Source organism: Aequorivita lipolytica, assembly GCF_007997135.1.
Lineage (GTDB): Bacteria > Bacteroidota > Bacteroidia > Flavobacteriales > Flavobacteriaceae > Aequorivita > Aequorivita lipolytica.
Map to the genome: position 1 here is coordinate 112010 of NZ_VORU01000005.1, position 20129 is coordinate 132138.

The following is a 20129-nucleotide window of genomic DNA, read 5'->3' on the forward strand; positions in this document are numbered from 1 at the left end:
GATTTTTTGAAATTGAAACCCTTGCAGATTTGCGAGGGTTTTTTTTGTTGTGAATAAGTTTCAAAATATTTTATACAGAATTAAATTCTGTATAAGAAAAAAAATATATATTTATAACCATATATAAGGTTGTATAACATGGTTATTAAAGAATTTTATTCTGTTTCAGAAGCAGCAGAAATACTTGGTAAAAATCCGGAAACTTTACGTCGATGGGATAATGACGGAAAGCTGCAAGCTGTTCGGGAACCGATGAGCAATTACCGGGTTTATAAAAAAGAAAATCTTGAAATATTTCCTGAGTTTAAATCATATTTTGAAAGAATCGACGAAAGTAATTATGTTGAACCAATAAATAATTATTCTGTTTTAGAACTTTTTGCGGGTGCTGGCGGTCTTGCAATTGGAATGGAAGAGGCAGGTATAAAATGCAAAGCTTTAAATGAAATTGACAAATGGGCTTGCCAAACATTACGTAAAAATCGTCCAAACTGGAATGTACTTGAAGGAGATATTAGAGAAATGGACTTCTATGAATTCAAAGATAATATTGACGTAGTCACGGGAGGATTTCCTTGCCAAGCGTTTAGTTATGCAGGTAAAAAATTAGGACTTGAAGATGCTCGCGGAACACTCTTTTATGAATTTGCCCGTGTTGTAAAAGAGACAAAACCTAAAATCTGTATAGGTGAAAATGTTAGAGGTCTGCTCAGCCACGACAATGGGAAAACATTGGAGGGAATGATTTCTATTTTAGATGAAATTGGCTATAATGTAGTTTCACCAGTTAGAGTATTAAAAGCTATAAATTATAATGTTCCGCAGAAACGTGAACGATTGATTTTGGTTGCAATACGAAAGGATATTAATACTGAATACGAATATCCAAAACCTTATTCTGAAATATATAATTTAAAGGATGCACTGAAAAAGGGAAAATTATTTGATTCCAATGTTCCAAAATCCAAAGGCGCGAAATATCCACAACACAAAATGGATGTTCTGGACTTAGTTCCACCAAAAGGATATTGGCGAGATTTACCGCTTGATATTCAAAAGGAATATATGCAGAAAAGTTTTTTCTTAGGCGGAGGAAAAACGGGTATGGCGAGAAGAATTGGATGGGATGAACCTTGTTTGACTTTAACTTGCAGTCCTGCACAAAAACAGACCGAGCGTTGTCACCCCGAAGAAACTAGACCCTTTACGGTTCGAGAATATGCACGAATTCAAACTTTTCCCGATGAATGGAAATTCGAGGGTTCGGTTTCGCAACAATATAAGCAGATTGGGAATGCAGTTCCGGTTAATTTGGCGAAGGAAATTGGATACTCGATTATTAAATTTTTGAATAACATTCAGTTAAATGAAAAACCTAAAATTAATGATGAAATTGAAGTAATTTCAACTTTTTAATTTTTCAAACCCATTATAGTATAGAAAGTTTTCAAAAGTAATTTCATCGAGAATCGTTCTTCCATTCTTATTTGCACTTTCAGAAATGTCTGAAAGAATATTGTTTTCGTTTTGTTTTTCCTCGGAAACGCTTTTTATAAAATCATTTACTGCTTTAGGCAGAGATTTATACAAATCATAAAAAGCATTTTCTTTCCTAGTTATCATTTCATAAAATTGATCTCCCGATATCATATAAACTCTACTGTGACTATATTCTTTTCTATTTATAATTCCTTCCCACTTTTTACAAAAACTTTTCTTTGCCAGTATCTGTACTAAATAGCATTTAGAATTTCTATTATCATCGGCAAATCTAGCAAGTTTCTGAAAAGCACTTTCAGCAGAACTACTATTCATTGTATTATGTTTGTTTTTTATTTCGGCAAAAAGAGAACCATCATCCGCTTTCAAATCATATCCCATCAAGCGACCACTGCTAAAACCTTTTACACCGCCCAATACCTCTTCGTGGAAAGTGCCAATTGCATTATTTACAGATTTATCTATTTGTCGGGACATTTCAAGCTTTATCAATTCTTCTTCGGAAAGCTCATTAAATTTCGAATCGAAAGTCAATTTAAAAATATCGACTTTATTATTATAAAATTTCTCTTTGGTAAATTCCTTTTTAGCCGAAAGATAAGAGTCATATAGTTTCGAAATGCACTGCAATAAATGTTTATCTGTGATAAAATCAACATAATTGTTTTCCATTTCGCCAAGATTATTCATAATTTGTATAGTAAGACATGAACTACGAAGATAACAAAATAAAAGTCCCAAGATTCAACGAAGAATCAGGTTTCTACACCACAAAAAAGCGCTCAAAAATGATGAGTAAGATACGTGGGAAGAACACCAAACCCGAATTGCTTTTCAGAAAAGCGCTTTGGAAAAAAGGAATTCGTTATCGTGTGGACAGCAAAAAACTTCCCGGAAAACCTGCTGTTTCCATTCAAAAATATAAACTTGCTGTTTTTATTGATGGTGAATTTTGGCACGGTTACAATTGGCCAGAACGAAAAGAAACCCTAAAAAGCAATCGCGCTTTTTGGATTCCAAAAATTGAACGGAATATGCAACGCGACCGCGAAGTGAACAAACAGCTAGAAGAAATGGGCTACACCGTTTTCCGTTTTTGGGCTAATGAAATAAAACATAATTTACACAAATACATCAACGACGTTTTGGTGTACATAAATACAAGACAAAATGATTAATTCAAAACTACCCAATATTGAAACTTCCATTTTCGCCACAATGAGCAAAATGGCCGCAGACCACAACGCCCTAAACCTCTCCCAAGGCTTTCCGAATTTTCCCAGCGATTCCGCTTTAAATGCATTGGTAGATCAAGCAATGAGCGATGGTTTTAACCAATACGCACCAATGCCCGGCGATTTTGAGCTTCGCATGGAAATTTCAAAAAAGATTGAAAACCTTCACAACCACTTTTACAATCCCGAAACTGAAATCACGATAACGGCTGGCGCTACGCAGGCTATTTTCACCATAATTGCTGCTACCATTAGCAAAAACGACGAAGTAATTATTTTCACTCCAGCGTATGATTGTTATGCGCCTACTGTGGAATTGTTCGGTGGAAAAGTTATTCCCATTCAACTAAAACCTCCTTTTTACAAAGTGGATTGGCAAGAAGTTGCTGATAAAATTTCTTCGAAAACAAAAATGATAATCATCAATAGTCCGCACAATCCAAGTGGAATGTTATTTTCTAAAGAAGATATGCTCCTGTTGCAGGATTTGGTGGAGAAAAATGATTTGTTGGTTTTGAGCGATGAAGTTTACGAACATATCATTTTTGATGGAAATGTTCATCAAAGCGCCTCAAAATTTGAAGCCTTGGCAGCGCGAAGTTTTATTACGGCTTCCTTCGGAAAAACATTTCACAATACAGGTTGGAAAATGGGGTATTGTGCCGCGCCGGAACGATTGATGAAAGAATTTCAAAAAGTGCATCAATTCGTGGTTTTCTGTGTAAACCATCCCATCCAAAAAGCATTGGCCACCTATTTGAAAGATCCGGATCACTATTTAAAACTTTCAAATTTCTATCAGCAAAAGCGGGATTTCTTTTTGAATTTGATGGAAGGCTCCAACTTCAAAATCATTCCTTCAAAAGCAACTTATTTTCAAATGCTTGATTTTTCAGAGATTTCGAATGAAAGTGATATCGCTTTCGCGGAAAGGCTTACAAAGGAATTTAAGATTGCAACAATTCCAACTTCCGTTTTTAATGAAGGAAAAAAAGACTTTAGGCAAATACGCGTTTGCTTCGCCAAAACAGATGAAACTTTGGCTCAAGCAGCCCAAATTCTGAAACAATTTTGATTACTGAAACTTATTCAACCTCCAACTCGCAATAAGTTTTACCAATTAAAACATTAAAACAACCGATTGCTTTTTAATGTATTAGTGGTTTTAATTGGTATTTTCGTAGAGCTTACCCTTAAAATATTTCAATTATGGAAAACAAAGAAGATAAAAACTACCACAAAAACGGAAATCCCAGTGGAAACACAAGCGATGCATGGGAAATAAATGATGATGGTGCTGCAGCCCAATGTCCCTATTTCGGGAATACCCAGCATCAAGTTGCAGGTGGCGGAACAACAAATGGCGATTGGTGGCCAAATAGTTTGCGCTTAAATGTGCTTCGTCAACAAAGTTCGATGTCGGATCCGATGGGGAATAGCTTTAACTATAAAGAAGAATTTGAAAAGCTCGATTACAAAGCTTTAAAAGAAGATCTCGTAAAATTAATGACTGATTCCCAAGATTGGTGGCCCGCAGATTACGGGCATTACGGAGGATTGTTTATACGTATGGCTTGGCACAGCGCAGGAACTTATCGCGTAACCGATGGCCGCGGTGGCGGAAATACAGCAAACCAACGTTTCGCTCCATTAAACAGCTGGCCTGATAACGGAAACTTAGATAAAGCCCGTTTGTTGCTTTGGCCAATTAAGCAGAAATATGGCAAACAAATTTCTTGGGCAGATTTATTACTTCTTGCAGGAAACTGCGCTTTGGAATCTATGGGCTTTAAAACCTTTGGTTTCGCTGCTGGTCGCGAAGATCTTTGGGAACCGGAACAAGATGTTTATTGGGGCTCGGAAACGCAGTGGCTTGGTAACGACAAACGTTACGAAGAGGGCCATCTTGAAAAACCTTTGGCAGCAGCCCATATGGGATTAATTTATGTGAATCCCGAAGGCCCGAATGGAGTTCCTGATCCGCTCGGTTCAGCACACGATATTCGGGAAACTTTTGGAAGAATGGCAATGGACGATTATGAAACTGTAGCTTTAATTGCTGGCGGTCATACTTTCGGAAAAGCCCACGGAGCAGGCGATGCCGAAAAATATGTAGATTCTGAACCTGCGGGAGCTGGAATTGAACTCCAAAGTAAGGGTTGGATTAATAGTTATAAATCAGGGTTTGGTGATGATACTATTACGAGTGGTTTAGAAGGTGCTTGGACGCCGGTTCCAAATAAATGGGATGATGATTACTTTAGGGTTTTGTTGGATTACGATTGGGAACTGACCAAAAGTCCAGCTGGAGCACACCAATGGAAACCAACAGCAGCTTCAAATGCACGAAAAGCTCCGATGGCGCACGATGCTTCCGAAACACAGGATTTAATGATGTCCACGGCAGATATTGCCCTGAAAAAAGATCCTGCTTATTTAAAAATTTCAAAACATTTCCGTGAAAACCACGCAGAATTTGAAGATGCCTTTGCACGGGCTTGGTATAAATTAACGCATCGAGATATGGGTCCTGTTTCCCGTTATTTGGGCCCAGAAATTCCATCGGAAGAATTGCTTTGGCAAGATCCAATTCCAGAAATTAATCATACATTAATTGATGACAACGATATTTCCTCTTTGAAGGGAAGAATTCTTGATTCTGATCTTTCCATTTCTGAATTGGTTTCTACAGCTTGGGCCTCAGCTTCAACCTATCGTGGTTCAGACATGCGCGGTGGAGCAAATGGTGCGCGAATCCGTTTAGCCCCTCAGAAAAATTGGGAAGTGAACAACCCTTCGCAATTAGCTAAAGTTTTGAGCAAATTTGAAGAAATTCAAAAAGATTTCAATCATAGTCAAAGTGACGACAAACAAGTTTCAATGGCAGATTTGATTGTTTTGGGCGGAAGCGCAGCAATCGAACAAGCCGCTAAAGATGCCGGTCAAAATGTAACCGTACCTTTCACGCCCGGAAGAGGCGACGCTTCGCAAGAACAGACCGATGTAGATTCATTTAAACATCTTGAACCTTCTGCAGATGGTTTCAGAAATTATTTGAAATCTGAACAACACGCTTCTTTTGAGGAATTATTGGTTGACAAATCACAACTATTGACCTTATCAGTTCCCGAAATGACTGTATTGATCGGTGGAATGCGCGTTTTAAATACCAATTTTGATGGTTCTGATCACGGAGTGTTTACAGATAAACCCGGAACATTAACAAATGATTTCTTCGTAAATCTTCTCGATTTGGGAACTACTTGGAAAGCAATTGGCAATGACGATCGAGTTTTCGAAGGTCGCCATCGCGCAAGTGATACTTTTAAATGGACCGGAACGAGAGCCGACTTAATTTTCGGCTCCAATTCTGAGCTTCGCGCCATTGCCGAAGTTTATGCCTGCGAAGATTCCAAAGAGAAGTTTGTATATGATTTTGTCTCCGCTTGGAGCAAAGTGATGAATTTAGATCGTTTTGATTTGAAATAATTTTGTATTTAACCTGCAAGGTATTCCCGCTTTTTCAGTGGGTTCCTTGTAGGTTTTTCAATATAAATCACTTTCTTTTCTTAATTTTAAAGGATGAAGGAACAACTTTTTAACGCCATAAGACAGGAAAACTTTTCAGAACTTGAAAAACTTCTGACAAATAATCCTGAATTGGTTTCCACGAAAGATTTACGTGGCTCCACCCCTTTGCTGCTCGCAACTTATTATGGTTTATATGAAATTTCAGAAGTTATTTTAAAATTTCCGCAAAATATTGACGAACAAGATGCTTCTGGCAATACCGCTTTGATGGGAGTTTGTTTTAAGGGCTTTGACCATATTGCAAAACTATTGTTGGAAAACGGTGCCAATCCAAACATTACAAATTTCAACGGTGCTACGGCTTTAATATTTGCTGCCACTTTTGGCCGAAAAGGAATAGCGGGGTTGCTTATGGAAAAAAGCGCAAACACTTCTTTAAAAGACGATAAAGGCCTAACCGCCGCAGATCACGCAAAAATGCAGGGATTACGGGAAATGGTGGAATTGCTTGAAAATAAAAAACACTAGCTAATAAAGAAAATAGATAATTTGAAAGAAAATCTTAAAATAACAATCATTCAAAGCGAATTGCACTGGGAAAATGCAACAGCGAATCGCGCTATGTTTTCCGTGAAAATTCAAAATATTGAAGGCGAAACAGATTTGATTGTTCTTCCCGAAATGTTTTCCACAGGTTTTTCAATGAATGCTGAAAAACTTGCCGAACCAAACGATGGAGAAACATTAAATTGGATGATTTCCGAAGCACAGAAAAATAATTGCGCAATCACCGGAAGTGTTATTATTTCTGAAAACGGTAAATTTTACAATCGGATGTTTTTTGTATTTCCCGACGGGAGTTACAAAAAATATGACAAAAAACACACCTTCACTTTAGCGAAAGAAAACGAAACTTATACCGCCGGAACCGAGCGTATAATTGTAAATTACAATGGCTGGAAAATTTGCCCCTTGGTTTGTTATGACCTGCGTTTCCCCGTTTGGGCAAGGAATACAGAAAACTATGATGTGCTGATTTATGTTGCAAATTGGCCAAAAGTGCGCACCCTTGCTTGGGATACGCTACTACGTGCAAGAGCGATTGAAAATATGACCTATTGCATTGGGGTAAACCGTGTGGGCTTCGACGGAAATGACCATGAATATATTGGTCATTCTGCGGTTTACGATGTTTTGGGAAAACAGATTACCTCTTCAGCATTTGATGAGTTTACCGAAACGGTGATCTTGGAAAAAGAACACATTGAAAGCAACCGCAAGCACCTTCAATTTTTGAATGATCGCGATCATTTTACTTTAAAATAAAGGTTTCGTTCAAGCTCCAGTTGGCACGTACTTCAATCTGTTTTGGATAGTAAATTATTTTTTCGGGCGCCATTCGGTTTAGGAAGCTTCCTGTATCCCATCTTCGGTTTTGGTTTGTGTCGTAAATAATCCGTAAGAAATATTTATCTGGTGATAGCGCATCAAAAAACACATTTTTGTTTTCCGTAATATATTCTTCGGCCACAATATTATACTTGCCATCCAGCATTTGCACAATTACAGGAAATTGCTCCACATTTACCAGAGTGAGGTTGAGCGTTCCATAATCTGATGAAAGCCTCGTTTTTACATTGAATAAAATTGTGTCATTGCTTTTTTCAAAAAAATCAGTCAAGGCACCGGGCAATAGTTTTATTGAATAGCTTTCATCTTCCTTTTTCGGAAAAAATACTTCGGCCCAATTATATTCTTTATTCAGTTTTACGGTGGCCTCAACTAAAGTAGAATCTTTCGCCATTATTTCAAATTTTTCAGCATCAAGAGAAATAAGTGGCGTATTAGCTCGCAGTTTAAAAGTATCTTTTAATTTAAGGGTTCCGGTTTTCAACGCTGAAATATTCAATGAGTCTTTAAAAAGTTCGCGCATTCTTACCGTGGCCGTATCTATAATAGCTCCATTGGTAATTTTAAAAATCAGGGAATCCGTTTCAATAGCTGGCTTAAACCAATAGTGTAGCGTGTCTTTTTTTTCATCTTTAAAAACTGTGGAAATATAATCTTCGGGCACTTCTGAAAGCATCTCTATATTTAAACTATCCGCACGACCTTCATAACCAAAAAGAATATGGTTTTTGCCGACTTGGCTTGGGCGAACAAATTTATAACTTGGTGTTTCCTTAAAAAGAGTCAAGGTATATGTGGAATCTGTGGGGATTGTAATTAATTCTTTTTCAAAACCTATTTTATCGTTTTGCGGCTGAAAAATGTAGTCGCTATTTTTTTCCTTCAAAGCTAAAAGCAGATATTTTCCTTCCTTTAAATTGCTCAGCTCAAAGATTCCCGTGCTGTCTTTGGTAACGGTTATATAGGTTGGCTTTTCAGAATAAATTATTGAATCCGTAAAGGTTTCATTTGCTTCATAAAGCATTACTGTAGTTGGAACTTCTGGCGCTATAAGCTGTGCGTCCTTTACTCTTCCTGATAGTTTTAAACTGTCAATATAACTTCCTGTGGAGAAAATATACTTAAAATACTCAAACTTATTTTCCTCATTATTGTCCACAATGCTATTTCCGAAATTGAAGGAATAGGTTGTATTTGGCTTTAAAGTATCGAGGATTTTAATTTTTAAGGTTTTGGAAGTGCTCAAAGGAGTTATAATTGGCGCAAACTTCATTGGTGGCGAAATGATGAGCTCTTTGTTTACCTCTTTCAATTTTATAAACTCATCAAACCTAATTTCTATTTCGTTGCCCGTAAAGTTAGTAGAATAATTTTCGGGACTGCTTTTCACAATCACTGGCGGAATAGTATCCCGCAAGCCACCCGAAGGCGTTCCTTTTTTTGCGCAATCTGTAAAAGAAAGCAAAAATAAAAATGCGATTGGTATATAAAGAAGGCGGTGTTTCAAGTTATAGTGTTTGGTAAAAGATGGAAGTTCAAAATTAAGCAATACAAAAGAACTAATAACAATTAAAACTATTAACAATTAAACAAAGGCAATTGTGGCTATGCTAATTTTTACATTTTCACTTTTCAGCAATTGGAGCGCACATTTTTCAAGCGTTGCACCCGTGGTTATAATATCGTCTACCAATAATATATGCTTGTTTTCTATAGCTTCCAGATTTTGAATTGTGAAAACTTCTTCAGCCTCAAAACGCAGTATTCTTGTCTTGAAAACTTGCGAGCCAGATTTTGAAACTTTTATTAAGACATCATTGCGATACGGCACTTTTAGGGACTTTGCAATTTCCTTCCCAAATCCTTCTACTTGATTATAGCCGCGCTTTTTCAGTTTTTGTTTGTGAAGCGGTACAGGAATCACCAAATCTATTTCCTTATAAGGATTCAATTCTGAAAGTTCGGCTCCAAGCCATTTTCCGAAGAAAAAACTTATCTCCTGTCTTCCTCGGTATTTTAGGTTGTGGAGCAATTCCTGCGTCAAGCCGCGCTTCTGAAAGTAAATAAGTGCTGTGGCATTTTCTACTAGAAATCTTCCATAAAATTTATTCTTCAGCATATTATTGTCCGTTTTGTGAAATGCTGCTATAGGAAGCGAATGAATACATTCTGCACAAAGCACGTCTTCTCCTTGTAATAACTGCTGTTTACAGCCTGCACAGACTTTTGGAAAGAGAAGATTTAACATATTTTAAGAATTTTTACCATTTTGTAAACGTTTGTTAAAGAATTACGTGCCTACATTTACCGCCTAAACTTAACTTCTTAATTATGAGTACAGAAAACGAAAATAACAGTGGCAAATTCAAGATACTGATAGGAGTGCTATCGGTACTTCTAATTGCCTTGGCTGTATATACAGTAACACTATTCAATGATAGTAAAAATACGGTATCAAATCTTGAAATGCAAAAAGCTGATATTGAGCAGGAGTTAGAAGGCCTAATTGCAAACTATGACGAGGTTATCAAAGACAACGAACTAAAAGATAAAGACTTACTAGCTGCACGCGAAAGAATTACTGTTCTTTTAGATTCAGTAAAGGACGCTCAAGCTAATGTATCTTTGATTGCAAGATATAAAGCTGAAGTTGGTAGACTGAAACAAGAGCGCATATTGCTCTTTAGACGTGCTGACAGTTTGATTTCAGCCAACAAGCAACTTGCTATGGAACGCGACAGTACATCAACAGAACTTCAAAATACACGTATGGTTGTTGATTCCGTTAGCCAAGAAAATGTGGCAATGAACGAAACTATTAAAAAAGGATCTGTCGTTAAGGCTACAGATTTGCGCGGTGAAGCCGTTATTATTAGAAACAGTGGAAAAGTTGTGGATACCAAACGTGCCAGCCGTGCTGACAAAATAAGAGCCTGCTTTACCTTAGCGCCCAACGCAATTGCACCAAGAGGTGATAGAACGCTTTATGTACAAGTTTTAAATCCTCGTAACAAAATGATGGGTGATGATGCTGTTAAACAGTTTGAAGACAAGAATATAAATTACAGTAGTTCTACAAATGTTTTCTATGAAAATGACGAACTTGATGTATGTATTTTAGTAAATTCTTCCGAAATGGATCTTGTGGAAGGTCGTTATACAATCAATCTTTTTGATGGTCCAAACCAAATTGCGACTACATCTATGGAGCTTAAATAAACGTATTTGAAAATTTCAGATGCGTAATTTCAAAATAAATGAAACCGCCGTGAACTTATCACGGCGGTTTTTTTATTTTTGCGCTATGGCAAACAACGACGATCAATTTAAAAAAGTAGTCTCCCACGCAAAGGAGTACGGTTATATATTCGCTTCAAGTGAAATCTATGACGGGCTAAGCGCTGTTTATGACTACGCGCAGAACGGTGTAGAACTTAAGAAAAACATTCGTGAATATTGGTGGCGCAGCATGGTGTACATGCACCAGAATATTGTAGGTATTGATTCCGCAATATTAATGCACCCCACAACTTGGAAGGCTTCCGGCCACGTTGATGCATTCAACGATCCGTTAATAGACAACAAAGATTCCAAAAAGCGCTACCGCGCAGATGTGCTGATTGAAGATTATGCTGAAAAGCTCTACCAAAAAGCACAAAAGGAAATTGAAAAAGCAAAAGGTCGTTTTGGCGATGCTTTTGATGAACAAGAATTTATAACAACAAATCCGCGTGTTGTAAAATATCTTGAAGAACGGCGCACCGTTTTGGAACGCATGGCGCGTTCACTTGAAAAAGAAGATTTGGCAGATGTAAAAGCTTTGATTGAAGAGCTGGGCATTGCAGATCCGGAAACTGGTTCTAAAAATTGGACAGACGTTCGTCAATTCAATTTAATGTTTGGGACCAAATTGGGTGCTTCTGTAGAAAGCGCGATGGATCTTTACCTTCGCCCAGAAACTGCACAGGGTATTTTTGTAAACTTTTTAAACGTTCAAAAAAGCGGAAGGATGAAAATTCCTTTCGGAATTGCTCAGACTGGAAAAGCGTTCCGTAATGAAATTGTTGCACGACAGTTTATCTTTCGTATGCGGGAGTTTGAGCAGATGGAAATGCAATTCTTTGTTCGCCCCGGTGAAGAGCTTAAATATTACGAACAGTGGAAAGAAACCCGTTTAAAATGGCATCTTTCCTTGGGAATGGGCGCAGAAAACTACCGCTTCCACGATCACGAAAAACTTGCGCATTATGCTAATGCGGCAACAGATATTGAATTCAATTTTCCTTTCGGTTTTAAGGAATTGGAAGGAATACATTCCAGAACCGATTTCGACTTAAAAGCGCACGAAAAATTCTCAGGGAAAAAGCTGCAATTCTTTGATCCAGAACTCAACGAAAGCTACGTACCCTATGTTGTTGAAACCTCTATTGGTCTAGACAGAATGTTTCTTGCCGTGTTAAGCAATTCACTACAAGATGAAACTTTGGAAGATGGCAGTATTAGAACCGTTCTGAAATTACCTGCAATTTTAGCGCCCGTAAAAGCAGCCGTTCTGCCGTTGATTAAAAGAGACGGTTTACCCGAAATTGCACAACAAATTATTGACGATCTTCAGTGGGATTACAACGTAATTTATGACGAAAAAGATGCCGTGGGAAGACGCTACCGTCGCCAAGACGCCGTGGGCACGCCTTTCTGTATTACTGTGGATCATCAAACTATCGAAGACAATACCGTAACAATCCGCTATAGAGATACAATGGAGCAGGAACGCATTAAAATTGAAGAAATTTCAGAAAAGATGAAGGAGACCATTTCATATAAAAACTGGCTTTCTGAATAATTTTTTAGGTGATTAATTCTATTTCGAAAAAGGAGGATATTAATTTATTCTCCTTTTTTATTGAACTATAAATTTATTCATCCCGATTTTTTATTTCAGTAAGTTCTACCGGAGCGGCATTTTCACATCTATTCATTCTTCGAAGTCCATTAAATTTTACCCAAACTGTTTGGTTATCTCTCCTAAAAGTTTCTTCCAAATTGATAGGATCTACATAATAAAACTCCCTCTCTCCCTGCTTTAACTGGATAGTATATTCACAATCTCCAACTATATCTGAATAAATTATTCTACCTGGCAAATAACCATCATCCATCATTTTTTCCGCGGCTATTTTCTTGGCTTCTATTTCAGCTGCGCTATTGGTTTCAAGATTTTGCGATTTATTTTGAGAGGAAATACAGGAAAGGATGAAAATTGAAAAGATAGCGAAAGTGACTTTTAAAACCATTTTTATAAAGTTTAATGATGGATGAAGATACAAAAAGTATGCAGCTAGATTCTACGCTAATTCCTTAATTATAAAAAAAATTAAAATTTTAAAATCGAATATTTCAGAAAATAATAATAATATTTTTGTATATGTCGAAATTATAAGCATATTTCGACATATATTTGCAACGTGTCGATTTTGTCGACATATTACAAATATATGTCGATATTATGTACAATCCTGAAAAACCATACAACGAACTCCCGTTGCTTCCACTTCATAAAGAGTTAGAAACGAAAGCGATACTTAAACAAGCCATTTCATCCAATAAAATACTGGCAGAATTGAAGGGACGAGCAGATGAAATCCCTAACCAATCGATGCTTGTTAATGCCATAACGCTACAAGAAGCAAAAGATAGTTCCGAAATTGAAAATATTGTAACTACTCAAGATACCCTATACAAAGCTTTTTCGTCTAATATATCAGAAACGGATGCCCAAACAAAGGAAGTTTTAAGATATCGGCAAGCACTTTGGGAGGGCTTTAATGAATTGAAAAATAGGCCACTCGCAACCAATTCATTCATAAAAATTGTGCAGACCATTAAAGAAAATAGCTCGGGAATTAGAAATGCACCGGGAACAGTTATAACCAGTAATAACAAGACAATATATACCCCACCCGAAGGGGAAAACACAATTCGAAACCTTCTTAAAAATCTAGAAGATTTTATGCACGCCGATGATGACTTGGACTACCTTGTAAAATTGGCAATTATTCACTATCAGTTTGAAGCCATACATCCCTTTTTTGACGGAAACGGCAGAACGGGAAGGGTGCTAAACATTCTTTATATTGTTGAGAAAGGTTTATTGGAGAGTCCTATTTTATATTTAAGTAAATATATTATTGAAAATAAAAATGACTATTATAAAAACCTCAGAAATGTAACTGAAAATGCTGCGTGGGAAGCTTGGATCCTATTTATGCTAAAAGGTGTTGAAGAAACTGCCAGATACACTTTGAATAAAATAAATAAAATCAATACCTTAATGCACACCACAATTAGCTTTGCAAAAGAAAATCTTCCCACACGGGTTTATTCTAAAGAATTGATTGAGCTTTTATTTGAACAACCCTATTGTAAAGTTAAATATATCGTTGATAAAGGCATTGCCAAACGCCAAACCGCTGCGGAATACCTTAATGAGCTTGAAAAAATTGGTATTCTAAAATCTCAGAAAGTCGGGGTGGAAAATCTATATCTAAATGTGAAATTGTTTGAGCTTTTGAAAAATTAAAAATAAGCCCGCAACTGAATGCTACCTGTATGTACCGTTTTGGTAGTTTCGCTTTTTCGACCAAAATATGAAAGATTGGCGTCCAAATATTTAGTTATCCGCTTCTGAAAAAGCAAACGCCACGTAAAATTGGTCCCCGGCTGCAATCCTTCCAGCATTTGGTAAGCTACGGGTGAAAAAGGACTTCCTTCAAATTTATTGTCAATATAATTGAACTCACCATTTATTGAAATCTTTTCAGCGTTGGTATATGCAAAGGAAAAACCGAGCGTTTGCTGATTAAGATTTTCCATTTCACCTAGCTTATTATCTTGATTTGCAAATTCATAGAACACATCAAAACGGGTCTGCTGACTCAATAAATAGGAAATTTTCGGGTTGAATTCATAAGAATCGAGACGATAATTACGGTTTGCAAAATTCTCTGAAAGACTTTCATTACTGCCCATGGCTCCTTTTAAATTGAGCAACCAACTTTCCTGAAATTTATGATTGAAATTAAATTGGTGGCTTTTCAAGTTATTGCGCTGCAAACCCACAGCTAGCAAATTATCTGCCGAAGTAGCTATAAAAGTGTAGCTAGTAGTATAGCGCTGCTTCCCACGATTGTAAAATAGCGCGTTTCTAAAATTCAGCGTAAGTCCCAATTGGTCATCACCACCATCTTCAAAAGGATTTATATTGAAACCGTCATTTTTTCGCTTCACTTTCCGATCCAAAACATAGGAGGTTTGATTGTAAAAATGTGAAAGCACTTTTTTAAACCCTTCCTTATTTGACCAATTTTGAGGATTCAACGTAAGGATTTGGCTGAATTTATTCTGCCTAATTTTCAAAAAAACCTGATTGGGAAGTAAAATCCGAATGTACTCAGCCTGATCTTGAAATTGTGCCACCTCAAATTCTTCAAGCTCTTGAATTCCATTGTTATTATAATCAATCCAAGTGTAAACACCCTGTCCCGGCTCAGTTTTTACATAGGTAAATTCCTGCTGCGCAATCACTCCGTTGTTAGATTCCAACGCAGTATTTAACCGAATGCCGCCGTCAAAAAGCGATTGATTATATATTATCCGCGAGTTGAGCGAACGTTCGGTTTCGCGTTTATCAATAGTTACGGGCAGCGAATCGTTGGGGTCAAAACCCGTTCCCGGTTTGGGTTCGTATTTCAAGGTTCTGTAATTTGCAAAAGCAGAAAGCTGGGTGTTTTCAGTGTTTATAAGCCTCGATTTTAAATAATAGGTGTTGGAAGAATTCACTTTTTGAAGCAGATTATTCCGAACACTATCATTCACCCGAAACTGATAACCCGCTTCCACAAAAACTTTTGTACTATCGCCAATCCCTGAAAACACTTCATAAGAACTAAATTTTTGGCTAATTGGCGAAATGCTGTCGCGAACAACATCTCTTATTTGGTTGTCTTCCAAAGCAACTTTTCCACCCACCCAAGCTTTTTCTAAAGAATAGGTTGTGGTGTTGTTCAGTCTAATAAATTTAGATGAAATGGAATCTGCTTTGCTATTCAGAAAACTTCCGTATGTAAAAATTCGTAATTTTTTCAACTTTAAATCTGAAGCAACAACGTGTCGTGTACCATTAAAATTTTCGGAATAACTCAAGTTCTGAAACTCATAGCGACCGCCTCCAATTTTTGGTTGCGAAACTTCAAAACCCGAAATAACAAAACTCTGGTTGCCCATTGGATTTAAAAGATTCCAATCACGATTAAATTCAATATTGTAAAGTCTTTCTATAGTTCTGAAATCTCTTTGAACAAAATCTAACGAACCGAAAGCATCAACTTTCAGCGTATCGGCCGTTGTTAAAACACGTTGTTTAAACGCCAATCGTCCCGCAAAACCATCGTTGTTATTATCATCAATATCACTGAAAAGATTCAGGTCGTTTTGGCTACCCGCCACTTCAAAATCAATTCGTGTTTTCTCTGATGGGTGGAAACTTCCGTTTAGGCCGCCAACTTGCAATTTTAACGGCGCATTCAATCTAATAACAGGAGCATAATTTCCTTGGGGCACGCCGTTCACGGGAGCCACATATTCAAAAATACGGCTTATCGCGTTGGTCTCACTTATTACATAATTGCCATTATTTGCTCCTACAAGTGAAAACCGCACACTGAAAAGTTCATCATCGGGATTGCTCGAAAAGACGAAAACTTCTACGCCATTTAAAATTTCCTTTTTATAAAGAATTTTATTTTCAGAATAGATATCGGGCACGGCAGAAGGAGCGTTCATTAAATCGCGATCATCGCCCGCAGCTTGCAAAATAGCAACTTGTTCTTCGGAAAGATTTTGCTGCAACGGCTGATTTTTTGCATCGTTTTCAGAATATACATACACGCCTAAATCCAAATTTTCACTGGAATAATTTCCGCCGCCGTAGCCAATGAAACGCGTATAACTTCTATCTGTATATTGGTACTCCACCGTAATCCGCATATTGCTGGTTATGGGGTATGTTGGGTTAAATTTTATTTCGCCCGCGTTGTAATCTATTACATAATCTTCGTTTTCGCCGCGGTTTAAAAGCAATCCATTTACATAAACCCTTTCGCTGCCGGAAACTACTAAAATATAGAGTTCGCCGTTGGGACCGACCAATTTATAAGGCCCTTGGTTACCTTCCTGCCCAATAAATTCACTTTTTGAAAAAACGCCACGCACCAATGCACCAGAAGCAAATGCCGAAATTTTTGAGCCATCTTCATTGTTAAACGTTCCGCCGAGCGAGATTCCCTGTACCTTTTTTGTAAATCTTCCGAAGTAACTGTTGTTGTTTTGAAGATCAATATCGCCCGCACGAATGTTCCAATTATCGCCAAAAAGTTCAATGAAAATCTGGTCAAATTCATTTAAACTTTGTGAATAACCGCCTTCCTGCGTTGGAATATTAGCATCTTGAATAGAAGCCCGAATAGAAACTTTATCGCTCAGTTTCCCCGTAATTTGAAGATCGAGTTCACTGTTTACCACTGCATTTTGATTATTCCCAATGGTGATGCCCCGCGAAATGCTTCCCGAAGTATTTAATCCATCAAATGGCGTGAAAGCATTTTTATTTGTGCTTTCGTCTAGCGAATACAGTTTGTCTATTTGTCCAGTATTTTCAACAATAATTTTGGGGTCGAGCGCAAAGTATTCACGCGTTAAAAAACCTGGATACTGTAAATATTGAATGGAAAGCGAGTCCTGCTGTTGCTGCAATTCTTCAGAAAAAATAATAATTCCTCTCTTAAAATCGATTCGATAGCTAAAAGGATCTGGTGAATTTCCATCTTTATCTAGAATTACAAACCGCTTCGGATTAATACCCGCACTGTCCAAAACCACCGTATCTCTTAAAGCAACTTTCTTCTCTTTATAGTTTGAAGAAATATCCTGCGCATAGCCAGCGGCCACAATAAAAAAGAGAAAAACAAACAGGTATAACTTCATTACCAATATAACTTAATGTAGCGGATTATATTTTGTGAATATATTATGAAAATCTTTATGGGCGTGAGCGGTGTAAAAATACAATGTTAATTAACTTAGTGCCTTTAAATAAAAGCTACTTACAATGAAAATCATTTCATACAACGTAAACGGAATACGCGCAGCGATGCGCAAAGGTTTTATTGATTGGCTGAAAGCTGCAAACCCAGATGTAATATGCCTTCAGGAAACAAAAGCTAATTTTGACCAAGTGGAGATCGAGGAAATTGAAAAAGCGGGTTATCCTTTTCATTATTGGTACAGCGCGGTAAAAAAAGGCTACAGCGGCGTTGCAATTTTTTCAAAAATAAAACCGAACCACGTAGAGTACGGCACCGGCATTGAATATATGGATGCCGAAGGAAGAAACATCCGTGTAGATTTTGACCATGTTTCAGTAATGAGTCTGTATTTGCCCAGCGGAACAAACATTGCCCGTTTGGAACACAAATTCACTTATATGGCCGATTTTCAGAAATATGTTGACAATCTAAAAAAAGAGATTCCAAACTTGGTTATTTGTGGCGATTACAACATTTGTCACGAAGCCATTGACATCCACGATCCAGTTCGGAATAAAAACGTTTCCGGGTTTTTGCCCGTTGAAAGAAAATGGCTGGACGGTTTTATGAAAAGTGGTTTTATTGACAGTTTTCGCCATTTCAATAAAGAACCCGATAATTACACGTGGTGGAGCTACCGCGCGAACGCCCGGAACAACAACAAAGGTTGGCGGATAGATTACAATCTGGTATCGGAACCGTTGCAAAAGAATCTAAAACGCGCCGTGATATTGCCCGAAGCGATGCACAGCGACCATTGCCCGCATTTGGTGGAATTGGAATTCTGACCACCCAGACCTGACAGGTTTTAAAACATGTCAGGTCTTTTCCCCTTTAAAAACACTATTCTAAAAACCATGAATTTCCCAGAAGATTTCTACACACATTTACAGAATCATAATTACACCGAAATAAAAGGTGGAATTGAAAGAGATACATTTTTGGAAATTTGGGTGGTTTCAGTTAACACCCGAGTTTTTGCAAGAAGTTGGAATAAGAGTGCCCGAAGTTGGTTTACAGCTTTTCTTGAAACAGGTGTCGGTCAATTGAAATATGGTGAAAAGGTGATAAATGTAAAAGGGGAGAAACTTGATACAACAGCACCAATCCAAGAAGAAATTAACCAAGCTTATTTAAAAAGATACAACCAAAAAGAAAATATTTTTTATTCCGAAGGTATCACACAACCAGAATATTTAGACTACACAATGGAATTTTTTTATTCTGAAAAAGCTAATAAATGAAATATACAACTCTCCCCAATACAGATTTAAAAATTAGCAAACTTTGTCTCGGCACGATGACTTGGGGTCAGCAAAACAGTGAAGAAGATGCTCACGAACAGCTCGATTTCGCTATTGAAAAAGGAATCAATTTTATTGATTGTGCCGAAATGTACCCAGTTCCCGCAAATCCGAAAACGCAGGGAAGAACGGAAACGTATATTGGTAGCTGGTTGGAAAAAAAGAAGAATCGAGAAGATTTGATTATCACTTCAAAAATTGCCGGACCAAGCCGTTCGATGGACCATATTCGTCAACCATTGGATTTCAGTAAAAAATCTTTGGAAGACGCCATTCATAAAAGTTTGAAAAGATTACAAACCGATTATATTGATCTGTTCCAACTTCATTGGCCTGAGCGAAACACAAATTATTTCGGCCAACTTGACTATACGCACAAAGCAGACGAAGTTTGGAAAGATAATTTTTCAGAAGTTTTGGAGGATTTGGAAGGTTTTGTGAAAGCAGGAAAAATTCGCCACATTGGGATTTCAAATGAAACTCCCTTTGGCGTAATGCGCTGCATCGAGGAATCGCGGAAGGGAAAACTCAAAATTGTTTCCGTTCAAAATCCTTACAATTTGTTGAATCGAAAAGATGAAATTGGCCTTTCGGAAATCATTCAACGAGAAAATATTGGTTATTTGCCCTATTCGCCTTTGGGATTTGGAACGCTCACAGGAAAGTATTTGGATGGAAAGGCTGATGCAAATTCCCGCATCAATCAATTTAAGCAATACAGCCGTTACAGCAGCAAAACCGCTTTGGAAGCGACTCGGCAATATTATGAAATTGCCAAAAAACACAATCTAAGTTTAACGCATTTGGCTTTGGCATTTATTCTTCAGAAGAAATTTGTTACCGCCCCGATTATTGGAGCTACTTCAGTTGAGCAACTTTCAGAAAATATTGAAAGTATCAACATTTCGCTTTCTAAAGAAGTTTTAAAGGAGATTGATGCCGTTCACAGTCAAATTCCAAATCCCGCACCGTAGTCCCCACCCGACCCCCCCCCCCCCCCCCCAAAG

General features: G+C 37.4%; 17 protein-coding genes. 12 read left to right on the plus strand and 5 right to left on the minus strand.

What is annotated here, in order from left to right; translation table 11 throughout:
• Positions 1-138: 138 nt before the first annotated feature.
• Entirely contained in the window at positions 139-1416 is a 1278-nt protein-coding gene (gene dcm, locus ESV24_RS08195; RefSeq protein ID WP_111814169.1) for a DNA (cytosine-5-)-methyltransferase, read from the plus strand.
• Here dcm and ESV24_RS08200 read toward each other — a convergent pair.
• Positions 1405-2190 (minus strand): Eco47II family restriction endonuclease, encoded by a 786-nt coding sequence (locus ESV24_RS08200; protein ID WP_249041581.1) that lies wholly within the window; start codon positions 2188-2190, stop codon positions 1405-1407. The genes dcm and ESV24_RS08200 overlap by 12 nt on opposite strands.
• Before the next feature lie 17 nt (positions 2191-2207).
• On the opposite strand from ESV24_RS08200, the gene ESV24_RS08205 reads away from it, so the two are divergent.
• From ESV24_RS08205 to ESV24_RS08225, 5 genes are all read left to right on the plus strand, one after another.
• Positions 2208-2678, plus strand: coding sequence for a very short patch repair endonuclease (locus tag ESV24_RS08205; RefSeq protein ID WP_111814167.1), 471 nt, complete (start codon positions 2208-2210; stop codon positions 2676-2678).
• Positions 2671-3810, plus strand: coding sequence for a methionine aminotransferase (locus ESV24_RS08210; protein ID WP_111814165.1), 1140 nt, complete (start codon positions 2671-2673; stop codon positions 3808-3810). Before ESV24_RS08205 ends, ESV24_RS08210 begins: the two co-directional genes overlap by 8 nt.
• 134 nt (positions 3811-3944) lie before the next feature.
• Positions 3945-6224, plus strand: coding sequence for a catalase/peroxidase HPI (katG, locus tag ESV24_RS08215; RefSeq protein ID WP_111814163.1), 2280 nt, complete (start codon positions 3945-3947; stop codon positions 6222-6224).
• Between the two features lie 93 nt (positions 6225-6317).
• Positions 6318-6794 carry an ankyrin repeat domain-containing protein gene (locus tag ESV24_RS08220; protein WP_111814161.1) on the plus strand — a complete coding sequence of 159 codons (477 nt, stop codon included), beginning with the start codon at positions 6318-6320 and terminating at the stop codon, positions 6792-6794.
• Positions 6795-6815: 21 nt separating this feature from the next.
• The gene (locus ESV24_RS08225) at positions 6816-7592 is read left to right on the plus strand and encodes an amidohydrolase (protein ID WP_111814159.1); all 777 of its coding nucleotides are present in this window, start codon (positions 6816-6818) and stop codon (positions 7590-7592) included.
• Here ESV24_RS08225 and ESV24_RS08230 read toward each other — a convergent pair.
• Both ESV24_RS08230 and ESV24_RS08235 read right to left on the minus strand, forming a co-directional pair.
• Positions 7579-9183, minus strand: coding sequence for an Ig-like domain-containing protein (locus ESV24_RS08230; RefSeq protein ID WP_160110581.1), 1605 nt, complete (start codon positions 9181-9183; stop codon positions 7579-7581). The two genes, ESV24_RS08225 and ESV24_RS08230, sit on opposite strands and share 14 nt — an antisense overlap.
• A gap of 78 nt (positions 9184-9261) precedes the next feature.
• A complete protein-coding gene (locus ESV24_RS08235; RefSeq protein ID WP_111814155.1) occupies positions 9262-9924 on the minus strand; it encodes a ComF family protein in 663 nt (220 codons plus the stop codon).
• An 83-nt stretch (positions 9925-10007) separates the two neighbouring features.
• On the opposite strand from ESV24_RS08235, the gene ESV24_RS08240 reads away from it, so the two are divergent.
• Positions 10008-10895 carry a hypothetical protein gene (locus ESV24_RS08240; protein WP_111814153.1) on the plus strand — a complete coding sequence of 296 codons (888 nt, stop codon included), beginning with the start codon at positions 10008-10010 and terminating at the stop codon, positions 10893-10895.
• An 85-nt stretch (positions 10896-10980) separates the two neighbouring features.
• The gene (locus ESV24_RS08245) at positions 10981-12519 is read left to right on the plus strand and encodes a glycine--tRNA ligase (RefSeq protein ID WP_111814921.1); all 1539 of its coding nucleotides are present in this window, start codon (positions 10981-10983) and stop codon (positions 12517-12519) included.
• A gap of 73 nt (positions 12520-12592) precedes the next feature.
• On the opposite strand, the gene ESV24_RS08250 is transcribed toward ESV24_RS08245, so the two are convergent.
• On the minus strand, positions 12593-12970 hold the full coding sequence (locus ESV24_RS08250; protein WP_111814151.1) for a hypothetical protein: 378 nt from the start codon (positions 12968-12970) through the stop codon (positions 12593-12595).
• A 212-nt stretch (positions 12971-13182) separates the two neighbouring features.
• On the opposite strand from ESV24_RS08250, the gene ESV24_RS08255 reads away from it, so the two are divergent.
• A complete protein-coding gene (locus tag ESV24_RS08255; RefSeq protein ID WP_111814149.1) occupies positions 13183-14256 on the plus strand; it encodes a Fic family protein in 1074 nt (357 codons plus the stop codon).
• Here ESV24_RS08255 and ESV24_RS08260 read toward each other — a convergent pair.
• Positions 14253-17717 (minus strand): hypothetical protein, encoded by a 3465-nt coding sequence (locus ESV24_RS08260; protein ID WP_111814148.1) that lies wholly within the window; start codon positions 17715-17717, stop codon positions 14253-14255. The two genes, ESV24_RS08255 and ESV24_RS08260, sit on opposite strands and share 4 nt — an antisense overlap.
• A gap of 124 nt (positions 17718-17841) precedes the next feature.
• On the opposite strand from ESV24_RS08260, the gene ESV24_RS08265 reads away from it, so the two are divergent.
• The 3 genes from ESV24_RS08265 to ESV24_RS08275 are packed head-to-tail and all read left to right on the plus strand — an operon-like array spanning position 17842 to position 20096.
• Positions 17842-18606, plus strand: a complete 765-nt coding sequence (locus ESV24_RS08265) for an exodeoxyribonuclease III (RefSeq protein ID WP_111814147.1) — start codon at positions 17842-17844, stop codon at positions 18604-18606.
• A 27-nt stretch (positions 18607-18633) separates the two neighbouring features.
• A complete protein-coding gene (locus tag ESV24_RS08270) occupies positions 18634-19062 on the plus strand; it encodes a DUF2255 family protein (RefSeq protein ID WP_235003970.1) in 429 nt (142 codons plus the stop codon).
• Positions 19059-20096, plus strand: coding sequence for an NADP(H)-dependent aldo-keto reductase (locus ESV24_RS08275; protein ID WP_111814146.1), 1038 nt, complete (start codon positions 19059-19061; stop codon positions 20094-20096). The genes ESV24_RS08270 and ESV24_RS08275 overlap by 4 nt, the downstream gene beginning before the upstream one ends.
• Positions 20097-20129: the final 33 nt, after the last annotated feature.

Coding starts and splice junctions, on each gene's coding strand:
- dcm (WP_111814169.1), top strand. CDS start 139: ATGGTTATTAAAGAATTTTATTCTGTTTCAGAAGCAGCAGAAATACTT.
- ESV24_RS08200 (WP_249041581.1), bottom strand. CDS start 2,190: ATGAATAATCTTGGCGAAATGGAAAACAATTATGTTGATTTTATCACA.
- ESV24_RS08205 (WP_111814167.1), top strand. CDS start 2,208: ATGAACTACGAAGATAACAAAATAAAAGTCCCAAGATTCAACGAAGAA.
- ESV24_RS08210 (WP_111814165.1), top strand. CDS start 2,671: ATGATTAATTCAAAACTACCCAATATTGAAACTTCCATTTTCGCCACA.
- katG (WP_111814163.1), top strand. CDS start 3,945: ATGGAAAACAAAGAAGATAAAAACTACCACAAAAACGGAAATCCCAGT.
- ESV24_RS08220 (WP_111814161.1), top strand. CDS start 6,318: ATGAAGGAACAACTTTTTAACGCCATAAGACAGGAAAACTTTTCAGAA.
- ESV24_RS08235 (WP_111814155.1), bottom strand. CDS start 9,924: ATGTTAAATCTTCTCTTTCCAAAAGTCTGTGCAGGCTGTAAACAGCAG.
- ESV24_RS08240 (WP_111814153.1), top strand. CDS start 10,008: ATGAGTACAGAAAACGAAAATAACAGTGGCAAATTCAAGATACTGATA.
- ESV24_RS08245 (WP_111814921.1), top strand. CDS start 10,981: ATGGCAAACAACGACGATCAATTTAAAAAAGTAGTCTCCCACGCAAAG.
- ESV24_RS08250 (WP_111814151.1), bottom strand. CDS start 12,970: ATGGTTTTAAAAGTCACTTTCGCTATCTTTTCAATTTTCATCCTTTCC.
- ESV24_RS08255 (WP_111814149.1), top strand. CDS start 13,183: ATGTACAATCCTGAAAAACCATACAACGAACTCCCGTTGCTTCCACTT.
- ESV24_RS08260 (WP_111814148.1), bottom strand. CDS start 17,717: ATGAAGTTATACCTGTTTGTTTTTCTCTTTTTTATTGTGGCCGCTGGC.
- ESV24_RS08265 (WP_111814147.1), top strand. CDS start 17,842: ATGAAAATCATTTCATACAACGTAAACGGAATACGCGCAGCGATGCGC.
- ESV24_RS08270 (WP_235003970.1), top strand. CDS start 18,634: ATGTCAGGTCTTTTCCCCTTTAAAAACACTATTCTAAAAACCATGAAT.
- ESV24_RS08275 (WP_111814146.1), top strand. CDS start 19,059: ATGAAATATACAACTCTCCCCAATACAGATTTAAAAATTAGCAAACTT.